We start from the raw sequence: 24886 nt of genomic DNA, 5'->3' as shown, positions 1-24886 counted from the left end.
GGCTTTTCAGCGGGGAATAATGCCGGACGGGAGTGATCCCTGAGAGATGCAGAATAATGGATCTAAAAGAGGGGGAGGAACTCTGAGCTACCTGATAGCTCTGCTGACGATATTTGCCCTCAACTTCATCCTGCCCCGCATGATGCCCGGCGATCCTCTGCAGGCCATCTACGGAGAAGAGGCCCTGGTGGCCATGACCCCTCAGATGGAGGCGCATCTGATTGAGCTCTTCGCCCTGGACAAATCCTGGTCCGAACAGCTGATCGCCTATGTCATCGCCCTCTTTCACGGCAACCTCGGCTTCTCTTACTACTATAAGGATGATGTCTCCTCAGTCATCATGGGGGCTTTGCCCTGGACACTCCTCCTGGTCGGCCTCTCGCTGCTGATCGCCACAGTGGCAGGGGTGATCTTGGGAATCGAGTCCGGATACCGCCGGAAGGAGCGAATAGACCGGTGGCTGCTTGCCGGGCTCATGCTTCTGGGCGGCCTTCCCGACTTCTTCTTGGGAATCGTCCTGCTCCTCATATTCGGGGTGAGCCTGAACCTATTTCCCCTGTCTGGCGCCATTACCCCCTACTCCGGCCTGGAAGGTCTGGGATTGCTCATGGATATCGCCAGACATCTTGCCCTCCCCCTGGCGGCGCTGGTCTTGGTGGATCTGGGCGGCATCTATCTTCTCACCAGAAACACAGTCGTCACCATACTGAAGGAGGGCTTCATGCTCACCTCCCGGGCCAAGGGCTGCTCTGATTTCTGTCTGCGCTACTGCCATGCCGGAAGAAACGCCCTGCTGCCTGTGACCACTGCCACCGGCCTGCGCATTCCCCAGCTATTCACCGGTGCCTTATTCATCGAGATCATCTTCTCTTATCCCGGGCTGGGGCTGATGCTCAGAACTGCACTGGATGCCCGAGACTACCCCCTCATCCAGGGGATACTCCTGCTGGTGACGATCACCGTCCTCACCGCCAACCTTTTCGTCGACCGTATCTATCAGAGGCTTGATCCGAGGGTGAGATATGCACATTGATATCCGCCATGAGATCAGGCATGACAGGATGGCGCTCCTGGGAATCCTGGTGCTGGCTCTCATCCTGTTCATGGCCGTCTTCGCCCCCCTGCTCTCCCCCTACTCTCCCACTGAGTACACCGGCAGGATATTCAATCCCCCCTCGATGGATCATTTTTTTGGCACCGACTCCATGGGGCAGGATATATGGGCGAGACTGCTCTTCGGGGCGAGAACCTCTCTCCTGGTGGCTGTATCTGTGGCCCTGATCGCCTCCTCCCTGAGCGTCCTCATTGGAGCCTCCTCCGCTTTAGTAGGAGGGCTTTATGAGCGCTTCTGGATGAGAGCAGTGGATGTGATGATCTCCCTTCCCACCATCATAGTGATGATTCTGATTGCTGCCTACTTCAGGCCAAGCCTGCCATTATTGATCCTGCTGATATCTGTCTTCTCCTGGCCGGGGGGGGCGAGAATAGTCCGCTCCCAGGTCCTCACCCTCAAGGAACGAATGCATATCTATGCCGCCCGCACCTTTGGAGCAGACCAAAGGCACATACTCAAAAATCATATCGTTCCCGACATCTCCCCCATCATCGCCTCCATGATGATCCAGGATGCCAGGAGAGCTGTCTTCATGGAGGCGGGGCTGGCATTTCTCGGGGTATCTGATCCCCAGATCATCAGTTGGGGTAAGATGATGCATCAGGCGCTGGCATTCACCTATCTCGATGTATGGAAGTGGTGGCTGCTACCGACTGGCATTCTCTTATCCCTCACCCTGGTGAGCCTCAGCTTCCTGGGCGTAGGCCTTGAGGCGGCGGTGGACCCCAGGCTGTGCAGGCATGAGCATGAGCAGGGGTACGATCATGAGCATGGATGCGATCGTGAGCAGGGGTACGATCATGAGCGTGGGGTTGATCAGAATGATATCCTGGATCAGGAGGACGAGATCGGGCTGTATGAGATGGAGCAGTATGAGATCGAAGCACATGAGAATGAGAATGCTGCCCTTATGGAGGCCGAACGATGCTGAGCATCAGAGGCCTTGAGGTCTCTGTAGGGAGGACGGAGATCCTCAGGGGAATAGATCTGGATATCGATAAGGGTGATTGCCTGGCCATCATCGGCGAGTCCGGGGCGGGCAAGAGCACCCTTGGCCTCTCCATTATGGGCCTGCTCTCTTCGGGGACGGTCAAGGGAGAGGTGCTGCTGAACGGCAGGGATCTCCTCCAGCTCAATGAGGATGAGCTTCGCCGGTTGCGCGGGGGGGAGATGGCCATGGTCTTCCAGAATATCGAGGACGCTCTGGATCCGGTGCAAAGGGCGGGAGATCAGATCATAGAGGCTATATCCATTCATCGGAAGGCCTCCTCTGCAGAAGAGATGAGGCGTCTGCTCCTGGCAGTGGGGCTGGGTGCAGAGAAGGCAGAGTCATACCCTCACCAGTTGAGCGGGGGGGAGAAGCAGAGGGTGTGCATCGCCATGGCCCTGGCCAATGATCCCGATCTCATCATACTGGACGAGCCCACAGCATCCCTGGATGCCATGACCAAGATGGATATCATCCACTTATTGCAGTCGGCTCTGCATGGAAGGATGGCCCTTCTGATCACCCATGATATCTCGCTGGCGCAAAGGCTTGCCAACCGTCTGGCGGTGCTATATGCCGGCAGGATAATGGAGGTCGGAGATACCTCCCAGATCCTGGGAAGTCCCGCTCACCCCTACACCCGCGGCCTTGTGCGCTCCTATCCTGCCATTTGCCGGGCCAAAGATCTGCAGGGCATTCCGGGAATGATGAGACATGGACTGGCAGGCTGTCCATTTCATGATCGCTGCACTCAGCGCATAGAGATCTGCAAGACCGAGGTGCCGCTGCTGGAAGAGGTGAGAGGAAGGCTTGTCGCCTGCCACCGGGGAGGGATTGTGCCCCTGCTCGAGGTCAGAGAGCTCAGCGTCTCCTTTGGCAGCTACCCTGCTCTATCCGGGGTGGATCTCACTCTGTATGAGGGAGAGACTCTGGCTGTGGTGGGGGAGAGCGGCTCGGGAAAGACCACCCTCTCCAAGGCCATCATGGGCCTCTGTCAGGAGGGATCAGGTGAGATCTTCCTGGAGGGAGAGAGGGTGGGGAAGAGGGATGCTTCCTTCTACAGCCGGGTGCAGATGATATTTCAGAATCCCAAGGAGTCTGTGAGCCACAGGATGACTGTTCTGGATGCTGTCCTCGAGCCCTTGAATGTGATGCAGAGGGGGAGCCCGGAGGAGAGGGTGGCCAGGGCAAAGCAGGTCTTGAGGCAGGCGGAGCTTCCAGTAAACGATAGATTCCTGGCCAAGTATCCCCATCAGCTCAGCGGGGGAGAGGTGCAGAGGGTGGCAATAGCCAGGGCCCTGGCCCTCAGGCCCAAGCTCCTGATTGCAGATGAGCCCACCTCGGCCCTCGATCCGAGCGTCCAGGCCAAGATCCTCAAGCTCCTCTTGAATCTGCAGGAGAGGATGGGGCTTGGCATTCTGCTGGTCACCCATGATATTGCCGTGGCCAGGAAGGTGAGCGACCGCATTGTGGTGCTGCTGAAGGGGAGGATTGTGGAGGAAGGGGCTACAGATGAGATCCTCATCAGTGCTAGTCATCCCTACACCCAGACTCTGATAGAGAGCGCCAGCGAGAGGCTCGATCCCGGAGAAGGAGGAGGCTCACTGGAGCTGGCCCCGGCCAGATCGAGGATCGAGATCAAGATATGAATATAGAGGAGTTATGGACGACGACTTGAAGCAGGCAGTTGAGTTCCACGGGCATCTATGTCCGGGACTGGCCATAGGCTATAGAGTGGCAAAGTACATTCGTGAGCACTATCCCCGGTCAGAGGATGAGGAGCTGGTGTGCATAGCTGAGAACAGATCCTGCAGTGTTGATGCTGTGCAGGAGATTTTAGGGTGTACTGCAGGCAAGGGAAATCTGATCTTCAAGGATCACGGAAAGCAGGTCTTCACCTTCTTCTCCAGAGATGATGGCCGGGCGATGAGAATTTACTTCAGGGGGGATCTGTCCGATGGCATGGATGGGATCAGAGAGCGGTACTTCAAAGGGGAGCTCTCCCCGGAGGAGAAAAGAGAGTTTGAGAGCATGAGGGCCCAGGAGATAGAGAGGATCATAAAATCACCGGACGAGGAGCTGCTCACAGTGAGCACAGTGCAGATTCCGCCTCCCAGAAAGGCGCAGATTCATCCCTCTCTGCAGTGTCAGATCTGCCATGAGGGGTTCATGGAGGTCTGCGGCCGGACGGTCAATGGAAAGGTGGTATGCCTGGACTGCTTCGAGAAGATAACAAGATAAGAGATCAATTGCTCACTCTGATGGCAGGCGAATCCCCGGGAATAAGGGTTGGGCGGGAGCACGGCGAGCGATTCAGGCGGGCTTTGGTGGAGGCGGGGGCCTTTGATCGCAGCCGGAAGATAATCTCGGACGGATCCTCTGTCTATCTGCCCATTCTGGAGGCATCCAGCCCCTCCATCTCGAGGCTGAGAGAGATTGCGGACTTTGAGATCATCAGGCTGAATTTCGAGAGCGAAGAGCCCATCCTCAAGCCGGAGGATATTCTGGGCTTCCGGCCCAGCTTTGAGATCGTGGGCGATATAGCCCTGATAGGGGGTGGGGGAGAGGATGCAAGAGAGGATGGAGGAGAGGATGGGGGAGAGGATGGAGGAGAGGATACAGGAGAGGATGCAGGGCATGAGAGGGCAGAGGCGGAGGGGGAGAGGGTGGCTCAGGCCATCATGGCCTGCAACAAGAGCATCAAGACGGTGATTGCCCCGCTCTCTGATGTGGAGGGGGAGTATCGCACCCGCCGCTTCAGGCATGTGGCAGGAGAGGAGAGGACCACCACCATCCATAAGGAGCACGGGATGCGCTACCGGATCGACCTGGAGGGGGCCTACTTCACCCCCCGCCTGGGAACGGAGAGGTTGAGAGTAGCAGGGCTGGTCGGGCCGGACGATATGGTGCTGGATATGTTCGCCGGGGTGGGGCCCTTTGCCCTGCTCCTGGCCAGAAGGTGCCGGTGGGTGGTGGCTGTGGACAAGAATCCCGTCGCCATCAGATATCTGCAGGAGAATGCCCGCCTGAATAAGATCGAGAACATCGATATCTTGGAAGGGGATGCAAATGAGATTGCACTGCAATACCAGAATGCTGCCGACCATGTGATCATGAACCTTCCCCATAGTGCATCCCTCTTCCTTCCTACGGCCATTGGGGCGGCGAAGGATGGTGGAACAGTCCATTACTACTGCATCGCGCCGGAGGAGGATCTTCGCCGGGATGAATTGCTGATCAGGGAGGCGGCGGAGAGGCAGGGAGCAAGAGCGGAGGTGCTCTACTGCAATATGGTGAGAAGCTATGCCCCGCACATGCATAATGTGGTGATAGACTTCCGGGTGTGTAAGTCTGTATATCCGGATTAATATTCTTTGGTCCTTTTCTGCGAGAATCTCCCTTTGTGCCTGGTGTCATTGTGATGAGGCTCAAGCATTCCGGTTTCACCACAAAACAGCATGATTCTTTTTTTTGAAGGCACAAAGGCGAGATGGGCAGCGGCCCTCGGGTTTCACCCATAACTGCCAGGGCCAACAGTAGAGCAGGCTGACTTATTACTTATTGCCCGATCCGAGAGCCACATCGGCTTTGTCTATTGCTGAAAGCAGAATTCTCTGTACCTGCAGCTTCCTGGATTTGGGCACCTTCCAGGATCGCGCTCATAAAATATAAGGTCTTGTTTGCTGTCCCTTTCCTCAATGAACCACTGACGGACCTCATCGCTGATGATGAAGAAATCCCTCTCGATATGGGGAGTCGGATGATTTTTGGGGAAGCTCAGATAGACTGTGCAGCCGATGTTGATGGGAACCTCATAAAGGCTCTCATAGACCAGAGCATAGCCGGTGGCAGAAAGGCGGTGAAAATCTCTCTGCTGCCCGGTCTTGAGGTCGCATATCAGCATCCCGCCCATATTTATGGCATCAGCAGAGAGGTTACGGCTCAGGCCCAGATACTTGCCATCCAGCTTATGCTCCACCACAAAAGGCAGAGCGTGATTGATCAGAGAATCATCGCTCAGATACTTGTACTTGGAGAGGTAAGAAAAGATGGAGGAGACAATTCTGCTCACCTCGAATGACCAGAGCTTTCTCAGGTTATCGCTGACGCTCTTGCCGATATTTTCATATGAAGAGCATTTTGCCTGTGAGAGCTGTTCTGCAGCCTCGACTAAGGCATCATCGAGGCGCCCCATCAGGATATCGGAAAGCTGAGCACAGATATTCATGCCTTCCTTATAGATGAGCCTCTTGGCAGTGGGATAAAGCTCAGCCATGGCCTGATGATAGATGCGTCCTGCCACCATCTCCTCACTCGCCGGGACGCTGACCTTCTGCACATGCCTCAGATAGGTGTCCCGACCGGTCTCGCAGTATCTGTCCGAGATCTCCCAGACAGGCAGGAGTATATCATGTGGCGGCGATAGCTCAGAGCAATGCCAGTTCCAGCCCCGGAGTTCCTCTGCTATTCCACTCTCCCGAGAGCTCGGGATGAGCTTTTTTAAGAGATATTTCCGCTCTTCTTCGGAAAAGAAATACATATGCCCTCCAATAATATACTAGATCAATTTATTATTTCTCCGGATTTGGTCTGGGCGAGATGTGTCCGATGCAATACTTTCTATATTCGCAATCTATGCATCGGGAAGAATTCCTCGTTCCCGCGGGCTCAATCTCATCCTCGATTATCTGAGCTATCTCCCTGATGACCTTCAGAGTGCGCCTGCGGATCTCGTCATCTAAGTCAATCCGCACATTGATAGGATCCCTGCTGTAATGGATGAAACCCCGCCGGACTACAGTCTTGAAGCTCTCCTCCACCAGGAGAGCATAAGCAGCGAGCTGATACTTGTGGTTTAGCTGGACGCTTCCTTTATGAGAGTGGCCAAACTTGTAGTCCACAGGTATGAACTCTCGATCAGTTCTCACCAGGTAGTCTAAAACTCCCCTTAATCCGAGGGTACTGCTCTCCAGTTCCACCCGGAACATCTTCTCTGCACCGTCCAGCTCCGGATCATAGAAGATCGCCCCCTTGCGCCGTTTCTCCCTGGCGGTGATTGAATCATGCTTATCCTTACCTGTTTTCAGCTTCTCATCAGCAGGCTTGGTAATGTGAAGGATGTGGTCGAAGTAGATTATCTTTGGGCAGTAAAGGTACTGCTTGACATCGCTTACTGTGATCATCTCTCATCTAGAAGACGGAGACGTCCTCCTCCTTAACCTCATAGATCTCGCCGATGCTCTCTTTCAGGGAGAAGCATTTTCTGCACATCGGATAGAACTGGATGTTTCCCTCTTTTCCCTGCATCATCCTCTCCAGGCGCAGGCGGAGCTTATCTTGGGTGTTGTGATTCAGAACGCCCCAGAAGGCGCTCTTCTGGATGCGGATGCAGCCGTAGTCCAGCAGCACCTTGGCCACACGGGTCCTCAGGCTGTTCTCACTGATATCGTAGATGATTATGGTGTCCACCCGCTCCCTCCGAGAATCACCTCAATCTCAATCACCATCGAGGGGTGAATGGCTCGTAGCATGGTCTCTCCCCGCGGAGGAATGTTGCTGCTGCTGATGCCTGAGAGCGGATGATGTTTCTTAAGATCTGCCTCTTCTCCCGATAGGTTATGCTCTCATCAAGCCGGCCGTAGAATGCCGATGAGGCGATCTTTATGCCATCCTTGGTCATGCGACAGTCGTCCTGGAAGTGGCCGGGCCGCATCTCTTTAGCCAGGCTCACCACCACTCTGTCCACCACTAAAGGCCTGAACTCCTCCATCATATCGTAGACCAGCTTCTCCTTGCCCGGCCGGTCGGCATGTAGAAAGCCGGCATAGGGGTCCAGGCCCGCATAAAGGGTTGCTGCCCAGACCTCCTGCTCCAGAACGTAGTAGCCGAAGTTCAGGAGAGAGTTGATCTGATCCCTGGCTGCAGGGTAGTCCCGGCCGGGGAATCCCCAGTCGTCCGGGATCAGCCGGGCCCAGGTCCTCCAGTAGATCTCTGCTCCCATTCCCTCCACCCCCATGATCTCTCCCCGGACAAGCTCCACCTGCCCTTTTATGAGATCCAGCCTGGGGATCAGCTCCTCGATCCGGCTTGAGTTCGCGCGAAATTCTCGCCATAAGTCCTCCTTTTGGCCTTTCCATTTTTTCGCGAATGATTTCAGGAGGGAGGCCTGATTCTTCAGTTTCCCCCGGACGAAGGAACAGGCCAGATCGGTTCCGCGAGAGTCGTTGTAGGCATAGTACTGCTCCCTTCTGGTCCTCACTGTGCCCCCTAAGCTGGCGGGAATGAGCCTGGCCAGGGGCTTGCCGTAGTAGCTGGCGAAGACCACCTCAACCCCCAGATCGTCCGCCATCTGAATGGCATCGGAGGAGACGGAGATGCCACTGCCCAGGACCAGTATCTGCTCTACCCCTCTGGCAGGAACGAGCACATCGGGCAGATCCCTTCTGGTGATGCGAAACTGCTCGCTGGATTTGCCCAGGAAGGTGCCCCGGTCGGAGAGGATGATGCGCGACATTTGAAGAAATATTGGTTTCATAGGGGATATTACTTTCGGCGGACAAGGGGAAAGTTTTATTTGGTTTCATGAGCAAGCTGAAAACAAAATTGTTAGTCATGCAAGAATAATAAAGTAGTAATATGGTGTGTAAGATGCTAAAGTATACTGGGCACCCATTATTCGATGTTGGAGCTGCTACCATCTTGGCATTCTGCCAGACTCCATTAAATCACAATAGGGAGATCTCCGATCTCAATGAAGCCGACTTCGACAAGATGGCTGACTTTATATCAAAAGAATATATTATCAATCCAATGAAATCATTTTTGACTGTAGCATTTCCCAACTCTGGTTTCACTCAACCCGCATTCGAAAAGAACCCTGAAAAAAGATCTGAATACGCCAAACTTGTCACAAGAAGCTTTCGAGGTGAAACAAATTCAGAAGAACGTTGTGTGTTTACTGGAGAGCCAACAATTGGACTAGCATTGAGCGACAAAGAAGGGTATCCCCCTGGAAGGGTATTCCGGCAGCATTTGCCTCTTGTCTTGGGAGAAGGTCAGATCAATTTTTTCTCTGATGGAGATTCGGGCTTACCTATATCGGGCAAGGCTCTTTTGTGCATTCAGGCCATGCCACTGGGCTGCGCCAAATGTGGTGGCAAGCTTCTGGCAGTTCATTCTGATAATTCCGAGATAATTGAACTTTTTGCTAGAGAATTTCTCAAGAGAAATCGGAAGGCACTAACTTTAGCACATGAGCAAAATGAAAGCAAGCTTCCCGAGGCAGGTCCCGCCAAAACCATTCTGATAGAGACATTGCTACTTGCAGATGAGGAGCGCTACAATGCTGAAAAAGAACATAATCCTGCATCTTTGACCGCATACCACTTCAGCAATTTCGGTCAATCCAATCCCCTTGATGCACGCAATCCACCACTTGAGATCTATCATTTGCCCATGGATATATTAGATTTTTTATGGTCTATTAAAAGTCGAGAATACAAGTCTGAGTGGGATAATGTAGCAAAACGCGCCTGGCAACTTGCCCGCCCAAAGAAAGGCAAAAAAGAGAAAGGGGAGATGCAGAAAGAAGATACATTACGTCGTCGCAATTATATTTATGAGGATCTTTTCCGGTTGCCGCAAGAAGCACCCAGGTTTGTGCGCAGCTATTTTCTGCGCATACCAACCAGAAATGCATCGAGCGATGATCCCAGACGAGCTTACTCACTCAAGGATGATGCAAGTCTTGTATCATGGAAACTCACTGAGCTTTTCTTGAAGAAGGTGATGCATTTGAAAGAAAGCCGAATTAATCGTATTCGTGAAATTGGCGATCAGTTAGCTGATTATATAAATGAAGAGAATGATAAAAAATTTTTCTCGACATTCTATGGTGAGCAGAGTCGCTATGACGTTATTCGCAATGCTTTGATTCGTGTAAATCGATATAGACTCAAAAAGGGCAAACCTCCAATTATCGGATTCGATCCTTTTGTGGAGGTGTTCGAGGATCTGGATGATAATGGTCGATCTGATTGGCGCCTTGCACGCGATCTAGTTCTCATTCGCATGATTGAACGCCTCTACGATCTAAAATGGATCGAAAAGAATGTCGGAGAAATGTCTGAAGAAGACAAAAACGATAATGCGTCAGAATAAGGAGAGCTAAATTATGACCTACGTGACAGGATTATTCCTAATCGATGCGAATGCATCTGCATTAAATAACCTCGGAGCCATTGAAGGAGAGCGTTATGATAATAGTACTGGCGTCAAAGTGATTCGAACCAATGAGGGCTTCTATCCTTACATTTCCGCTCAAGCATTCCGCTATTGGTTAAGGCAGACACTCCAACAAAGTGATTTTGGCTGGAAATCGGCTCCAGTTTATCGAGAGGAAAAAATCGCATACACAGATGCTAATCCAATCAAGTGGTGGGATGATGATCTCTTTGGATATATGCGAGCACCCTCTAAACGCGAATCTGCAAAAGCAAAAAGGGAAGCTGACTCTTCAAGAATGGGCGAGACAGAAACAACAGATACAATTACCCGCACTTCGCCTTTTCGTGTGAGCACGCTCGTATCAATAGCTCCAGTGCGCCCCACTAATGACTTTGGTGTCATGTCCAGACAAGATGGCGATCCAGTGCCGCATGAGCATCAATTTTACCGCACTACTCTTCAAGGATTATTCTCTTTGAGCCTTAAGTCGAGCGGCACTTTCTGGTATAAAAAAAAGACGGGATTCAGAAATCTTGATGATGTCAGAATTGATCAGGCAAAAACAGAAAATTTAGAGCTCCTTGAGGATGAAAAGGCTTACCGCCTGCCAAAAGATCAACGTCTACAGCGCATAACATCGCTATTTGAAGGGATGGCTAAGATAGAGGGTGGAGCGAAGCTATCTATTCATTATACTGATGTTTCCCCCGTTGTAGTAATTCTTGCAGTAACAAAGGGCGGCAACCATATCTTCAGCCATGTGATTGGTGAGAATAAGGGACGGCCTGAGGTTAATTTTGAGGCGCTAAAAGAATCATTGCAAATCTTCAATGATGAAATAGTATCGGATATTTTTATAGGATGGGTTCGTGGATATTCTGAGGAGGAACGAAATAAGATCGAGGCTTTCGCAAAAACTACAGAGGCTAAAACTGAAAATGGAAAGGAGATAAAACTGGGCCATCCGCGTGAAGCCTTTAAAAACTTGATTGCAGAAATGAAAAAACCAGAAAACTCAGTCTGGTTAGAATGAGGGTCTCAGATGAAGGTATTAAAGATAGTAGCGGAAGGATTGACGACATCTTTCCGCTACCCTCATTTCATGCAGGGCATCCATCCTACTTTCGAAATGCCACCACCTGCAACCATTTATGGGCTTATATGCAGTGCAATGGGCGAGTGGATCGAGCCAAATGGGATAGAGTTTGCCTATCATTTTTCGCATAAAGGCTCGTTTGATGATGTTGAACATATTCACGTACTGGCGCCGTCCACTGGAAACCTTCCTGGAACGAAGACTCCAAAGGTTCTGGCGGGTACAGTCAATCCTTTTAAGCGAAGTATGCTTTTCAAGCCCAAATTGGTGTTATACTTAAATAAACCTGAATGGCAATGCGCTTTTAAAAGCCCATTCTATCCAGTGGTTTTAGGACGATCGCAGGATTTATTTTCGTATACCAGCGTTAGCGTATTAGAACTGGAAAAGGCGGAGAGAGCCTATTTTGAACACACTCTTGCGCCCTACAAGATGATGCTCAGGATGGGGCGAGGGTACGTGGCATTAATGCCTCGATATCTCGACTATGCAAACGGCAGGCAGCCAACCTTTGCAAGGTACGTGATACTCAACCGCCGTATAAATAATACGGAATTTATTCGATACGAAGATCATCCAGAGTATAACAATTTCTTGATCGATCCCACTTCGCCACAAATAGAAAATGCTCATCTTGGATTGTGGTTCCATAATTTTGTTGGAGAATATGATGATCAGCCGAGTTTGGCCTGATGGAATGAGTGACATCTGGGCAAAGAGTGCATTGAAGGGGCGGGATGAAAAGCCAGAGCTTCTGACCCAACATACTTGGAGCCTGCTGGAGAGATTATCAGAGACAATTTATTTGCGCCCAAATTTGCCAGAGCAAATTGGCTTTCCAGATCTCTGGAACTGTCTTTTCTGGGCGGGTTTTCTTCACGACTTTGGCAAGGCTGCAAAGGGTTTTCAGGAAATGCTGCGAGGTGGCAAGCGTTGGCCTCATCGGCATGAAGTGCTGTCGCTAATGTTTCTTGAATGGATAGCTGAAGGGTTAACTGATGAAGAACGCATTTGGGTGGCAGCGGCCATTGTTTCACATCATAAAGATGCAAAGGAGATTCAATTTGCATACAGCGAAAGGAGCGATCCTTATAACAATTTTTTGGCTAATATGGTTGCAGAAATTGATGATGCTACATTAATCGGGATGTGGGATTGGCTGATAAAATGCCAGCAGACTTGGATCGATGATCTAAATCTCAATAAAAGAGGAATAAAAGCTATTGCTTTGCCGCCTCAGTCTGAGGCAATTGGCATCATAAAAAGTCAGGGTCCAGCAAGCATCCGAAAATGGCTAAATACATATCAGCGTTGGATCAGAAACATCGATCGAAGAGGGGAGCAGCCTGTTTTCATAAGCACGATTGCATTGAGAGGGTATATCATATCTTCTGACCATCTCGCATCTGCTCACACAGGAGAATTGCCTTCATCAAACCTGGCTGGACCCGATAAATTGCTAGAGCTGTGGAGCTCTGCAGCAGGAGCGTCTTACAGTCCCTATTCTCATCAAACAGATTGTATGAAATGCCATGGATCGGCAATACTGATGGCGCCTACAGGTAGCGGCAAGACAGAAGCATCATTGCTTTGGGCAGTAGCTCAAGCTGAGAATGGACAACCGGTTCCCCGTCTTTATTACACCTTGCCCTTTCAGGCCAGCATGAATGCCATGTATGATCGTTTGAATAATTCAAAAAATGGTGTATTCCCTGGTCAAGTTGGCCTGGAGCACAGCAGAAGTACATTAGCATACTACAGGAGAATGCTTGAAGATAAATCTCCCGAAAAAGCCGCACGTTCTGCAAAATGGCTCAACAATTTAGCCCGTCTAAATTATTACCCGGTTCGTGTTCTAAGCCCTTACCAGATTCTGAAAGGGCCTTATTGCCTAAAGGGATATGAATCATTGCTCTCAGATTGTTTTAATGCAGTATTCATCTTAGATGAAGTTCATGCCTATGAAGCTAAGCGATTGGCATTGATCCTCGCCACTGTAAAATATCTCAGAGAAAATTTTGGTGCCAGATTTTTAGTAATGTCCGCAACTCTGCCAAGCCTATTGCGCAATCGTTTGGAGGATGCCCTGGGAGAATGTTCCATGAGCCATGCATCGGCGGACTTATATGCTAGATTTCAGCGCCATAGACTCGTACTGAGGGATGGTGATCTGCTAAGTCCAGGGATATTAAATGAAATCGCCAAGTCTATCCAAGAAGAACAATCCATATTGGTATGCTGCAATACGGTTAGGAGAGCGCAGGACGCATATACCGAGCTTAATAATATACTAAAGAAATCAGGTTCTGAAGTTGAGATCGTCCTGCTTCATGGTCGTTTCAATGGGAAGGATCGGCTGGACAAGGAGACAAAAGTGCGCCAGGCTACTGGATCGAATTCTAGCCAAAGAGAAGCGATTTTACTGATAGCAACACAGGTCGTCGAGGTCAGCCTGGATATCGACTTAGATGTGATTTATACGGATCCTGCTCCGCTAGAGGCATTGCTGCAACGTTTTGGACGGGTGAATCGACGGAGATTGAAATCGTTCTCGCCGGTTTATGTCTTCCGAGAGCCTGCAGATGGTCAGATGATCTATGATGAAGCATTGGTACAAGCATCATTGAAAGTTCTGGAAAAAAATAACGGTATGCTTATCGACGAAGCCAAACTGTCCGATTGGCTTGATGAAATCTATCAAGGCGAAATTGCAGAAGATTGGAATAATGAATACCAGGATACGTATAATGAGTTTTGGGAAGGCGTTCTGCTTAATCTTCGTGCCTTCAATTCAGATGAAGGGCTAGAGGATGAGTTTTATCGAGCGTTTGATAGTGTTGAAGTATTACCTGCATGTCTATCGAGCGAATACGACAAAGCTCTTGAAGACAGCCCATTAGAGGCAAGCCAGATGCTTGTTTCAATTCGATGGAGCCAGTTTATGCGATTAAAGAATAAAGGACAGGCCCACGAAGATGATGATAGAAAGATAAAGATTGTTGATGCCGATTATAGCTCAGAATTTGGCCTTGACTTGAGGCGCAGTTAGAATAATTCGGTTGTCTGTGCTCATCCCCCTCCCGGTGCTTCAATCCCCTTTTCGTCGGGATGTGCTTTGCAATGTTGAGATCCAGATTAGCCAGGGAGGATAAGAAGATCTGTTTCAATTCCCTTTTCGTCGGGATGTGCTTTGCAATTCTCCTGAATAAGTGTCCGGCTGTGGATTGTTGCTGTGTTGTTTCAATTCCCTTTTCGTCGGGATGTGCTTTGCAATTATGGCATCGATCCCGTGATTCATATCGCCTTGAATCCGTTTCAATTCCCTTTTCGTCGGGATGAGCTTTGCAATGGTACACTCATTACTGGTCCTCCATCTGGGATATTAGTTTCAATTCCCTTTTCGTCGGGATGTGCTTTGCAATCATCGAGCCGGCGCGCTACAGCACGCCTATTTTCCCAATTCCCTTTTCGTCGGGATGTGCTTTGCAATCTGGCCGGCGCGGGCAAAACCTCCAGGCTTGGAACGATGTTTCAATTCCCTTTTCGTCGGGATGTGCTTTGCAATACAAAACCAAAAGTGAACGCCATTATTAACAGCCAAAGTTTCAATTCCCTTTTCGTCGGGATGAGCTTTGCAATGCCATAGATACCGCCCATCATCCCCTCGTGGTACCTGTTTCAATTCCCTTTTCGTCGGGATGTGCTTTGCAATGTTGAAGTAAAGAACTTTGTACGGTCTTATACAACTGAGTTTCAATTCCCTTTTCGTCGGGATGTGCTTTGCAATTGCCTCTTCCGAGGCATATCCTCCACTCTCCACGGGTTTCAATTCCCTTTTCGTCGGGATGTGCTTTGCAATCCTGGTGTCGGTGTCGTATGCGACCTCGACGTGAAGTTTCAATTCCCTTTTCGTCGGGATGTGCTTTGCAATTAGCTTCGGAAAGGGTAAGCGCATCTGCTTGCAGAAGAGTTTCAATTCCCTTTTCGTCGGGATGTGCTTTGCAATGATAACCGCATTAACTTTTATCGTTCTTCAACTCATAGTTTCAATTCCCTTTTCGTCGGGATGTGCTTTGCAATTCACCCCTTTGGTTATCATGTCTGTCCCGGAGTCATCGTTTCAATTCCCTTTTCGTCGGGATGTGCTTTGCAATAGATAATATTGCCGTATCCGGGATAATAGCCATACGGGCGTTTCAATTCCCTTTTCGTCGGGATGTGCTTTGCAATCCGGAACGGCGGTGCTCATCAAACAAGCCACAGAAGTTGCCAGTTTCAATTCCCTTTTCGTCGGGATGTGCTTTGCAATGTTTAAGATCTAAAGATCATCTATGAGGTGAGTAAGAAAGTTTCAATTCCCTTTTCGTCGGGATGTGCTTTGCAATTTCAGCAATTGAGCGGCTTGTCGCCAAGCCAGCTCGAAGGTTTCAATTCCCTTTTCGTCGGGATGTGCTTTGCAATCCTGATCACGTTCGGCAGGGCGATCTTGAACACGTCACGTTTCAATTCCCTTTTCGTCGGGATGTGCTTTGCAATCCTGTTTTGGCCTGTATATGGGCTATGAGGTCGGGCCGTTTCAATTCCCTTTTCGTCGGGATGTGCTTTGCAATTCAACAAAATCGTAAGCATTACCAAGGATCCTTACAAGTTTCAATTCCCTTTTCGTCGGGATGTGCTTTGCAATCGAGCACCTGGGCAACATCCGTATAGCCTTTGGATCCTCGTTTCAATTCCCTTTTCGTCGGGATGTGCTTTGCAATTCTTGTAGATACGGAAGACGTCTGCGGCAAGCAGGTGTTTCAATTCCCTTTTCGTCGGGATGTGCTTTGCAATGGTACCAAGAGGTTTGCGTGATCAGCCTTCAGACCATCTGTTTCAATTCCCTTTTCGTCGGGATGTGCTTTGCAATAGAGTCTCTCTTTATCCTGCCGATTGGATATTTCTGTTTCAATTCCCTTTTCGTCGGGATGTGCTTTGCAATCGGTCAATTCCAAGGGTTCAAGGACAATGGCGGATCATCCAGTTTCAATTCCCTTTTCGTCGGGATGTGCTTTGCAATTGACTTGATAGTTGGCGTGTCTTCGGGAACGCCAATTCATGTTTCAATTCCCTTTTCGTCGGGATGTGCTTTGCAATCACCAGAGTTGGTTTCATTTGTATGCCACTGGAAAAAAGTTTCCAATTCCCTTTTCGTCGGGATGTGCTTTGCAATATAAACTTGAAAACTGGATACATCAAAAATATTCGCGTTTCAATTCCCTTTTCGTCGGGATGTGCTTTGCAATTGACTTGATAGTTGGCGTGTCTTCGGGAACGCCAATTCATGTTTCAATTCCCTTTTCGTCGGGATGTGCTTTGCAATCACCAGAGTTGGTTTCATTTGTATGCCACTGGAAAAAAGTTTCAATTCCCTTTTCGTCGGGATGTGCTTTGCAATTAGGTGGTGCACATAAACATTCTGCGAAAGGAACAACGCAGTTTCAATTCCCTTTTCGTCGGGATGTGCTTTGCAATAGGAGCGTAAGCTTGTTGACAAGATAACTCCAGATTTGGTTTCAATTCCTTTTCGTCGGGATGTGCTTTGCAATGTAGTTCGTGAACGCTGGGCCAATTTCGACGGGAAATGTTTCAATTCCTTTTCGTCGGGATGTGCTTTGCAATAATAATACAATCTGTCACATCGCGGCAATTGTTGGGTCTAGTTTCAATTCCCTTTTCGTCGGGATGTGCTTTGCAATGACTTTGCCAGACGCCAGGTCGCCAACTTGTAGACGAGTTTCAATTCCCTTTTCGTCGGGATGTGCTTTGCAATGCTAAATGCGGATACAGTTCAAAATATGTTGGACCTGTTTCAATTCCCTTTTCGTCGGGATGTGCTTTGCAATCGCATAGACGCGCGGGGTTCCAGGCCTGCAAGTGCAGTTTCAATTCCCTTTTCGTCGGGATGTGCTTTGCAATCGTGGGCTAAGACTCGTCTTCAATTCCTTTTCGTCGGGATGTGCTTTGCAATTCACAGGTAAACTCTGAAGTAACATCAACATTACAAATAGTTTCAATTCCCTTTTCGTCGGGATGTGCTTTGCAATACAATTGGCGGCATTTGTTACCCTCGGGATGGAGAGGTTTCAATTCCCGTACGTGTTTAGCTGGCCAGCCTTATGGTTAGCATTTGGAGGCAATCCAATCCTCTCTGTCCCCATGTTGTCAGCCAACATCGCTGCAACCTTTTGTGAATCTAGCATAAGGTTTCCATCCGTCACATACAATTATCCCCTTGAACTTCCGCGTAAGGACTTCTATCAGGACATTCGTTCCTCGACTCTTTCGAATGACAAAAAAGGTCTCAAACGGAGTAGTAAACGCCCAGATCCAGTGCTTTTCTCCCTGAACATGAATCCCCGTCTCATCTATGTAAAGAATCGGAGCACCACGAATCCTTTCCAAGATGGCATCGTATTCCGGCCTAACTGCTTCCCCAGCGCGACGAGTCAGATCAAATATCGTAGCAGGGCTTAATACCAGGCCATGCATTCTCTTCAGAGCATCCTGAATCTTTCTGTGAGGCAACCTATCCGCGTATCTCATAAGCGTCGCCTGCGCAATAACGTTGTTTCCGAATTTGCCTTCATGTGGGCAATTTGGATCGGATGCAACGACCTCCTTCCGACAACATGGACAAACGTAATGGGCTATTTTGTATTCAGTGACTGTGACAGGCTGTGGTTCAGGAATTTCCTCGATAATCTTAGACTCAAATCGAAAAGGAAGGGCAAGCTTTGCTCCGCAATCCGGGCATCGATCGGCTGTAACCTCAACCTGGCTATCCGGGATAGCTGAGGGTCTGGTTACCGCCCGACTTTTGGCTCCGGCTTTCCTTGTTGGTCTTATCCTTTTTGCGATTGCGGCCACGTCGCAGGCTTGGCGGAGTATGGGCATTTTCATATTGAGCTAAACGGGCTTCCAGCTCACGGATCCTGGCTTTGAGAAATTCATTCTCAAGCCTTAATTGCTCATTTTGAGCTTGAAGTTGACGGATGATCTCTGATTGGTCCATACTCTCAATTAAAGATTATTGACATAATATTACTTAATTTTTCCGGTCTAATTTATTTCGGCGTGGTGGGAAAATATTAAGAACCATGTGAGAGCTAAACACGTACCAATTCCCTTTTCGTCGGGATGTGCTTTGCAATAATGTGGTTCGTGGGATATGTAGCCATTGTCGTGATCGTTTCAATTCCCTTTTCGTCGGGATGTGCTTTGCAATTTCAGCCAGGATACCACCACGCCGTACATCTTTCCGTTTCAATTCCCTTTTCGTCGGGATGTGCTTTGCAATCCTTGGAAATAGACACAGCAATATAACAGAATGGACAAGGTTTCAATTCCCTTTTCGTCGGGATGTGCTTTGCAATAAGACTATCAAGATAAATAGTGTAAAATCTAGGATTAGAGTTTCAATTCCCTTTTCGTCGGGATGTGCTTTGCAATTATCCGTAGTTTCATCAACCGGAGCATATGTAATCATGGTTTCAATTCCCTTTTCGTCGGGATGTGCTTTGCAATATCCAGAGAGGCGCCTATCAGCATCCGGGAGGGTCGTTTCAATTCCCTTTTCGTCGGGATGTGCTTTGCAATCTCCTCAATGCTCCTGATCATATCATCTGGAGGCCGTTTCAATTCCCTTTTCGTCGGGATGTGCTTTGCAATTGGGTTAGGCGCAGCCACCAGTACCGGACTTGTCTCCGTTTCAATTCCCTTTTCGTCGGGATGTGCTTTGCAATTTATAATTTCGATATCCATTGACATTATGGCCACTTCCGTTTCAATTCCCTTTTCGTCGGGATGTGCTTTGCAATAGACGTAAAAATCCAGCATAGCCCTGACGGCTCCACCGTTTCAATTCCCTTTTCGTCGGGATGTGCTTTGCAATACGAAACCGCCTCAGACAGGAGCTGTATTCGGTTTCAATTCCCGGGCTGAAGTGGATATCAACGGGTTGTCAATTCCTTTCGTCGGGATGTGCTTTGCAATGCCATGAGCGCGTCTCGACTCCAGCGTCTAAAGCTGTTTCAATTCCCTTTTCGTCGGGATGTGCTTTGCAATAAAACTTCAAGGAAGATAGCTGAGGCTTCAATGGAGCGTTTCAATTCCCTTTTCGTCGGGATGTGCTTTGCAATTCACTACCCAAATGGGGACTCAGCTGAAATCGGCGTGTGGTTTCAATTCCCTTTTCGTCGGGATGTGCTTTGCAATATATAATTACAGATTACAATTTGAAGTTCCAATCGTTTCAATTCCCTTTTCGTCGGGATGTGCTTTGCAATTTATGCCGTTGTATGCCTCTGGCATCGAGGTATACAGTGTTTCAATTCCCTTTTCGTCGGGATGTGCTTTGCAATTTCTCCAAGTATGGCACCAGAATAAAGAGTACTATAGTTTCAATTCCCTTTTCGTCGGGATGTGCTTTGCAATTGTGAAGTACTTATCCTCCTGGTCGATGGTCTTCAGGTTTCAATTCCCTTTTCGTCGGGATGTGCTTTGCAATAGCACCAGTCGAGTTGTGGCGCTTGGGGCTATTTTTGGTTTCAATTCCCTTTTCGTCGGGATGTGCTTTGCAATCGCAGCGCTTGAGGCGTATTTGAGTGGGCGGGAATGTTTCAATTCCCTTTTTCGTCGGGATGTGCTTTGCAATTATCCGTAACATTTGTGTTAATGGCGACTTGGAACTCCTCGTTTCAATTCCCTTTTCGTCGGGATGTGCTTTGCAATTCGAAGAAATGTATCATCATATGCTAGATGTTATCAACAGTTTCAATTCCCTTTTCGTCGGGATGTGCTTTGCAATCCTCTTTTATATTAATATCGTCATCGGCACACATTGAAGTTTCAATTCCCTTTTCGTCGGGATGTGCTTTGCAATCAGGATCGTTGGGTTCACACGCATCACAGTTGTTAACGTTTCAATTCCCTTTTCGTCGGGATGTGCTTTGCAATGAAATCTGTAATATCATATTCATCCCGAATTGCCTGATGTTTCAATTCCCTTTTCGTCGGGATGTGCTTTGCAATCCTAGGCATACCTTGCCTGAACCATCGGATGTAGTCGTTTCAATTCCCTTTTCGTCGGGATGTGCTTTGCAATTATTTATATTCTACTTCCGTATAAGTAGCATTAAAGTTTCAATTCCCTTTTCGTCGGGATGTGCTTTGCAATTACCATGATCGGAAACAAGCTCTCATCGCCTGTCCAAGTTTCCAATTCCCTTTTCGTCGGGATGTGCTTTGCAATACAATGTGGAGATAGCCTAATGCCAGTATCTTTCCAATTGTTTCAATTCCCTTTTCGTCGGGATGTGCTTTGCAATGCTAAGTTTAATGCTCAGTCGGAAGCGCATAAAATGTTTCAATTCCCTTTTCGTCGGGATGTGCTTTGCAATCGGCCCGGCTATTGAACCAGGCCCTTGAAACTGCGACCGTTTCAATTCCCTTTTCGTCGGGATGTGCTTTGCAATCAGACTCATTAGAAACTTGGGGGTACCTGGGCTGCTACAGTTTCAATTCCCTTTTCGTCGGGATGTGCTTTGCAATACTGCAGAGTACAAATACTTCGAAGCAGTGATCAAGAGGTTTCAATTCCCTTTTCGTCGGGATGTGCTTTGCAATGCCCGGCCATTTAGCAGTCGCCTCCAGCCGGCATAAGTTTCAATTCCCTTTTCGTCGGGATGTCTTTGCAATCCCTCCCCGGCCCTGCCTTCCCTCCTGGTGGCTGTTTCAATTCCTTTTCGTCGGGATGTGCTTTGCAATCTTAATGGAGCTTGACCAAGATGTAGTCAGCGACAGTTTCAATTCCCTTTTCGTCGGGATGTGCTTTGCAATATGATGAATGTTAATATTGATGGTATAAGGAGACTAAGTTTCAATTCCCTTTTCGTCGGGATGTGCTTTGCAATATTTTTATCGTCGTGTTCCGCGATATACGCCTCTCGGTTTCAATTCCCTTTTCGTCGGGATGAGCTTTGAACTTAAAGATAAAATGACATAAGATGGTTAGTTTCAATTCCCTTTTCGTCGGGATGTGCTTTGCAATTCGGAGAGATACAGTGTCCAATCTGCCAGCATCCTAGAATAGTTTCAATTCCCTTTTCGTCGGGATGTGCTTTGCAATTCATTGTGCAATGGACATAACAGGTGCAACTTCTTAGTTTCAATTCCCTTTTCGTCGGGATGTGCTTTGCAATGTTGACATTTACGAACGATAGACATTTTAATTTAGGGTTTCAATTCCCTTTTCGTCGGGATGTGCTTTGCAATTTCTTCCTATGAGTTCGTATGCCTCACGCTTGAAAGTTTCAATTCCTTTTCGTGATGTCAATGCAGCTCTGCTGGGTTTGTGCATTACTGTTTCAATTCCCTTTTCGTCGGGATGTGCTTTGCAATGGAAAATTTCTATAATTGTGATTTCGATGGATACTAGTTTCAATTCCCTTTTCGTCGGGATGTGCTTTGCAATAATATCTTTAACGTCATGTGTGGCAATCGTTCCAGGTTTCAATTCCCTTTTCGTCGGGATGTGCTTTGCAATATCGCGATGCTCTTCGAGCAATAGGCATGAGAAAACGTTTCAATTCCCTTTTCGTCGGGATGTGCTTTGCAATGGCCATTGACCCAAAAGCTGTCTATCACCAATATAGTTTCAATTCCCTTTTCGTCGGGATGTGCTTTGCAATGTATCTAATCTGGATATTTTCAAATGGGGCGATAGCGTTTCAATTCCCTTTTCGTCGGGATGTGCTTTGCAATGCTAAAATACGAAATACATCCCGAATCCCGCAGTTTCAATTCCCTTTTCGTCGGGATGAGCTTTGCAATACTGCTATTTCTATAATTGTGATTTCGATGGATACTAGTTTCAATTCCCTTTTCGTCGGGATGAGCTTTGCAATCCACGCATCTTTCCACCTGGAGTGCCACTCGTCGAATAATAGTTTCAATTCCCTTTTCGTCGGGATGTGCTTTGCAATCATTCTCAGCCAAAGATCTAATGGCCCCCGCGGTTCCCGTTTCAATTCCCTTTTCGTCGGGATGTGCTTTGCAATCTTATATATTTCGGTATGAATATTATGGCATTCGCAGTGTGTTTCAATTCCCTTTTCGTCGGGATGTCTTTGCAATGAAGAGATATAAATATCGGATAGGTGATAAAGTGAGATGTTTCAATTCCCTTTTCGTCGGGATGTGCTTTGCAACATAATAGCGCCAGGCTAACTGTTATAACACTATGTTTCAATTCCCCTTTTCGTCGGGATGGCTTTGCAATAACAGGAAGTTGGTAACGAACCTAGATCCGAGGGACTTCGTTTCAATTCCCTTTTCGTCGGGATGAGCTTTGCAATTAATTCTCACCTATAGTGTTTCAAATGCATGTTTCAATGTTTTCAATTCCCTTTTCGTCGGGATGAGCTTTGCAATCACGCGGGTTGCACCTTTTCTAAATAAATGGACATTAACCAGTTTCAATTCCCTTTTCGTCGGGATGAGCTTTGCAATTGGAGCCTGTCGGCGGATCATCTTAGGCCGGTAAATTTCAATTCCCTTTTCGTCGGGATGAGCTTTGCAATGCCGTACTGAGCGTGGATCGCGGTCCGCAGTACAAGTTTCAATTCCCTTTTCGTCGGGATGAGCTTTGCAATATCTACAGTCCGAAACTGCGATGCCATGGTTCTAGTTTTCAATTCCCTTTTCGTCGGGATGAGCTTTGCAATGCTTCTTAGGTTACTGAATGGATTCGGAATATGTTTCAATTCCCTTTTCGTCGGGATGAGCTTTGCAATAAAGATCCTTTCTGGAGTAGCGAGCCATGGCATTCATGTTTCAATTCCCTTTTCGTCGGGATGAGCTTTGCAATTTCCAGCATAAGCACGACCTGTTTGAGTCGCGCGTTTCAATTCCCTTTTCGTCGGGATGAGCTTTGCAATAGCCCCTCAAAAGAGCCCAATTGGCTTAAACCTTACGCCTGGATGGTCCTTTTAATAGGGGTCATTTCGCCAGCCTATTGAATGCAAGGGGGTATTTAAACTCTGGCGAAGGGCATTTGTAATCAATATCTATAGCCTCTATGAATCCCTGGAACAGATTCATGCGTTATGGATTCCTTCCAGAGCAGAGACAGCTCAGCATCGGGCTTCGCTTAAAATAATAATTTTAAAATAAATATAAATACATCAACAATAAGGGCGTATATATCCAGGCCTTCCCGGATTTGAGAAGATGCAGTCATTAGCGAGAGAAGGCTGCAGATCAACCTGCGGCACCCACAAAAATAGCCTGAATAGATCTGCTTTAATTATAATCCAGCATGGGGGCAGTGAGAATTGAATTATCTCCAAATGCTGACCATAAGACTGGCCAGCTAAACACATACAAAAAATCTTCTGTGCATCAAACCTCAACCTCATACATACCATTCCCAAAGGTTGCCATCTTCCCCACATGGATGAGCCTGCCCAGCTCTAAAAGAGCCATGACCTCCCGGGGGAACTCTCCCCGATAGGTTATCTCGCCGACGAAGGATGGGGGAAGATTCTGCTTTTTCATCTTCTGCTTGTGGAAGTATCTCTTTGTCCTGATCTCCTCGGTATTGGCCCTGGCTATGCTCACCTGCCGGCAGTGGCCGAGGATGGATAGCACCTGCTCGTTGTCATAGAGCATTCCCGATCCATAGAACTCCGCCAGGGCATTGGCCCGGAAGAGCAGCCTGGAGATCAACCCCCGAAAGCTGGGAGCAGCAGTGTATCTATCCCCTTCCTTGATCTGTGCCGGAGTCGTAAAGCGCACTGTGAGATCTCCTCTGTGCTCGGCAGAGGCTTTGAGCATCTCCTGATAGCTCATGGGGATCGCCCGGTTGTAGACAGTATCTCCGGAGAAGATCTCATTGCGGGCCCCGTAGCCGATGCAATCTACAGCCTCTATGCAGAACTTGCCGTAGCCCAGACGGTATCCCCGGCTCATTCCGCTCTCGCCCAGATTCCGCAGAGCGAGCAGAAAGTAGGGGAGATACTCCATGCCCCGCCCAATCAGGGTGAACCTGAAGTCGTTTGTCGATCCAGCAGAATGCCGGCCAGAGAACGGTGGGTCGAATACGAATGGCCGGGGGATATCACTTTGCTTTCGCAGCACCTTCACTCCTTCCGGAGGGCGGCTGTTGTAGAAGAAATCATAAACACATGACCTTTGGAGCAGACAGCTCTCGCAAGCTGCTGCCTCTCTTTCCCCCGCTTCAGCCCCATGGATGCAGACCAGGGATCTGAGATGGGCACCAAAGCCGCTGCGTAATGTATTTCCCGACCAGCGGGAGAGATCGGCCTCCGAGCTGAACATTATCTTTGCCTCGAACTGAGATAACGAGAGATCACCCATGAGAGGAGGATGATTTAAGAGGGCAAAAATGTTGCGATGAAAC

Annotated in this window: 15 protein-coding genes, 1 pseudogene and 2 CRISPR repeat arrays; of the genes and pseudogenes, 9 read left to right on the top strand and 7 right to left on the bottom strand. The window is 48.6% G+C overall.

The window, feature by feature from the left end; all coding sequences use genetic code 11:
- The first annotated feature begins 46 nt into the window (after window positions 1-46).
- From IPI63_RS11515 to IPI63_RS11495, 5 genes are read left to right on the top strand one after another with little or no spacing between them, the layout of a single operon-like run.
- Window positions 47-1033: an ABC transporter permease gene (locus IPI63_RS11515; protein ID WP_292478541.1), complete on the top strand. Its 987-nt coding sequence runs from the start codon at window positions 47-49 to the stop codon at window positions 1031-1033.
- Window positions 1023-2045, top strand: a complete 1023-nt coding sequence (locus tag IPI63_RS11510; RefSeq protein ID WP_292478540.1) for an ABC transporter permease — start codon at window positions 1023-1025, stop codon at window positions 2043-2045. The genes IPI63_RS11515 and IPI63_RS11510 overlap by 11 nt, the downstream gene beginning before the upstream one ends.
- Window positions 2039-3751 (top strand): ABC transporter ATP-binding protein, encoded by a 1713-nt coding sequence (locus IPI63_RS11505; protein ID WP_292478538.1) that lies wholly within the window; start codon window positions 2039-2041, stop codon window positions 3749-3751. The genes IPI63_RS11510 and IPI63_RS11505 overlap by 7 nt, the downstream gene beginning before the upstream one ends.
- Before the next feature lie 13 nt (window positions 3752-3764).
- Window positions 3765-4343, top strand: coding sequence for an FmdE family protein (locus tag IPI63_RS11500; RefSeq protein WP_292478536.1), 579 nt, complete (start codon window positions 3765-3767; stop codon window positions 4341-4343).
- Window positions 4344-4363: 20 nt separating this feature from the next.
- Entirely contained in the window at window positions 4364-5470 is a 1107-nt protein-coding gene (locus IPI63_RS11495; protein WP_292478534.1) for a class I SAM-dependent methyltransferase family protein, read from the top strand.
- A 224-nt stretch (window positions 5471-5694) separates the two neighbouring features.
- Here the strand turns inward: IPI63_RS11495 and cas4a are convergent, their stop codons facing one another.
- The 4 genes from cas4a to cas1 are packed head-to-tail and all read right to left on the bottom strand — an operon-like array spanning window position 5695 to window position 8616.
- Entirely contained in the window at window positions 5695-6642 is a 948-nt protein-coding gene (gene cas4a / locus IPI63_RS11490; protein ID WP_292478532.1) for a type I-A CRISPR-associated protein Cas4/Csa1, read from the bottom strand.
- Between the two features lie 31 nt (window positions 6643-6673).
- Window positions 6674-7285, bottom strand: a complete 612-nt coding sequence (gene cas4, locus IPI63_RS11485) for a CRISPR-associated protein Cas4 (RefSeq protein ID WP_292478531.1) — start codon at window positions 7283-7285, stop codon at window positions 6674-6676.
- 7 nt (window positions 7286-7292) lie between these two features.
- Window positions 7293-7571: a CRISPR-associated endonuclease Cas2 gene (gene cas2 / locus IPI63_RS11480; RefSeq protein ID WP_292478529.1), complete on the bottom strand. Its 279-nt coding sequence runs from the start codon at window positions 7569-7571 to the stop codon at window positions 7293-7295.
- Window positions 7572-7602: 31 nt separating this feature from the next.
- On the bottom strand, window positions 7603-8616 hold the full coding sequence (gene cas1, locus IPI63_RS11475; RefSeq protein ID WP_292478527.1) for a CRISPR-associated endonuclease Cas1: 1014 nt from the start codon (window positions 8614-8616) through the stop codon (window positions 7603-7605).
- A 134-nt stretch (window positions 8617-8750) separates the two neighbouring features.
- On the opposite strand from cas1, the gene IPI63_RS11470 reads away from it, so the two are divergent.
- The 4 genes from IPI63_RS11470 to cas3 are packed head-to-tail and all read left to right on the top strand — an operon-like array spanning window position 8751 to window position 14473.
- Window positions 8751-10262, top strand: a complete 1512-nt coding sequence (locus IPI63_RS11470; protein ID WP_292478526.1) for a hypothetical protein — start codon at window positions 8751-8753, stop codon at window positions 10260-10262.
- 13 nt (window positions 10263-10275) lie between these two features.
- A complete protein-coding gene (gene cas7i, locus IPI63_RS11465) occupies window positions 10276-11361 on the top strand; it encodes a type I-B CRISPR-associated protein Cas7/Cst2/DevR (RefSeq protein ID WP_292478524.1) in 1086 nt (361 codons plus the stop codon).
- 9 nt (window positions 11362-11370) lie between these two features.
- Entirely contained in the window at window positions 11371-12117 is a 747-nt protein-coding gene (gene cas5 / locus IPI63_RS11460) for a CRISPR-associated protein Cas5 (RefSeq protein ID WP_214064982.1), read from the top strand.
- A complete protein-coding gene (cas3, locus tag IPI63_RS11455; RefSeq protein ID WP_292478522.1) occupies window positions 12080-14473 on the top strand; it encodes a CRISPR-associated helicase Cas3' in 2394 nt (797 codons plus the stop codon). Before cas5 ends, cas3 begins: the two co-directional genes overlap by 38 nt.
- A 36-nt stretch (window positions 14474-14509) precedes the next feature.
- Window positions 14510-17515: a CRISPR direct-repeat array (repeat unit 37 nt; unit sequence GTTTCAATTCCCTTTTCGTCGGGATGTGCTTTGCAAT).
- A gap of 117 nt (window positions 17516-17632) precedes the next feature.
- Here cas3 and tnpC read toward each other — a convergent pair.
- The 3 genes and pseudogenes from tnpC to cas6 all read right to left on the bottom strand — a co-directional run.
- Window positions 17633-18478, bottom strand: a pseudogene (gene tnpC, locus IPI63_RS11450) (IS66 family transposase); the annotation flags it as partial.
- A 102-nt stretch (window positions 18479-18580) separates the two neighbouring features.
- Window positions 18581-21808: a CRISPR direct-repeat array (repeat unit 35 nt; unit sequence GTTTCAATTCCCTTTTCGTCGGGATGTGCTTTGCA).
- A 1183-nt stretch (window positions 21809-22991) separates the two neighbouring features.
- Window positions 22992-23291, bottom strand: a complete 300-nt coding sequence (locus IPI63_RS11445) for a hypothetical protein (RefSeq protein ID WP_292478520.1) — start codon at window positions 23289-23291, stop codon at window positions 22992-22994.
- Window positions 23292-23865: 574 nt separating this feature from the next.
- Window positions 23866-24804: a CRISPR system precrRNA processing endoribonuclease RAMP protein Cas6 gene (cas6, locus tag IPI63_RS11440; RefSeq protein WP_292478519.1), complete on the bottom strand. Its 939-nt coding sequence runs from the start codon at window positions 24802-24804 to the stop codon at window positions 23866-23868.
- Between the last annotated feature and the right edge of the window lie 82 nt (window positions 24805-24886).

The organism is Methanothrix sp. (assembly GCF_016706325.1).
Lineage (GTDB): Archaea > Halobacteriota > Methanosarcinia > Methanotrichales > Methanotrichaceae > Methanothrix.
The sequence above is the reverse complement of the archived record's forward strand: the minus strand, read 5'-3'. Positions and strand labels throughout refer to the sequence as shown.

Bases quoted from the DNA above. Each gene is read 5' to 3' on its own strand.
- cas1 (WP_292478527.1), bottom strand. From the start codon at position 8,616: ATGTCGCGCATCATCCTCTCCGACCGGGGCACCTTCCTGGGCAAATCC.
- IPI63_RS11500 (WP_292478536.1), top strand. From the start codon at position 3,765: ATGGACGACGACTTGAAGCAGGCAGTTGAGTTCCACGGGCATCTATGT.
- IPI63_RS11470 (WP_292478526.1), top strand. From the start codon at position 8,751: ATGCTAAAGTATACTGGGCACCCATTATTCGATGTTGGAGCTGCTACC.
- cas6 (WP_292478519.1), bottom strand. From the start codon at position 24,804: ATGTTCAGCTCGGAGGCCGATCTCTCCCGCTGGTCGGGAAATACATTA.
- cas5 (WP_214064982.1), top strand. From the start codon at position 11,371: ATGAAGGTATTAAAGATAGTAGCGGAAGGATTGACGACATCTTTCCGC.
- cas7i (WP_292478524.1), top strand. From the start codon at position 10,276: ATGACCTACGTGACAGGATTATTCCTAATCGATGCGAATGCATCTGCA.
- IPI63_RS11495 (WP_292478534.1), top strand. From the start codon at position 4,364: ATGGCAGGCGAATCCCCGGGAATAAGGGTTGGGCGGGAGCACGGCGAG.
- IPI63_RS11515 (WP_292478541.1), top strand. From the start codon at position 47: ATGCAGAATAATGGATCTAAAAGAGGGGGAGGAACTCTGAGCTACCTG.
- cas4a (WP_292478532.1), bottom strand. From the start codon at position 6,642: ATGTATTTCTTTTCCGAAGAAGAGCGGAAATATCTCTTAAAAAAGCTC.
- IPI63_RS11445 (WP_292478520.1), bottom strand. From the start codon at position 23,291: ATGCCATGGCTCGCTACTCCAGAAAGGATCTTTATTGCAAAGCTCATC.
- cas4 (WP_292478531.1), bottom strand. From the start codon at position 7,285: ATGATCACAGTAAGCGATGTCAAGCAGTACCTTTACTGCCCAAAGATA.
- IPI63_RS11510 (WP_292478540.1), top strand. From the start codon at position 1,023: ATGCACATTGATATCCGCCATGAGATCAGGCATGACAGGATGGCGCTC.
- IPI63_RS11505 (WP_292478538.1), top strand. From the start codon at position 2,039: ATGCTGAGCATCAGAGGCCTTGAGGTCTCTGTAGGGAGGACGGAGATC.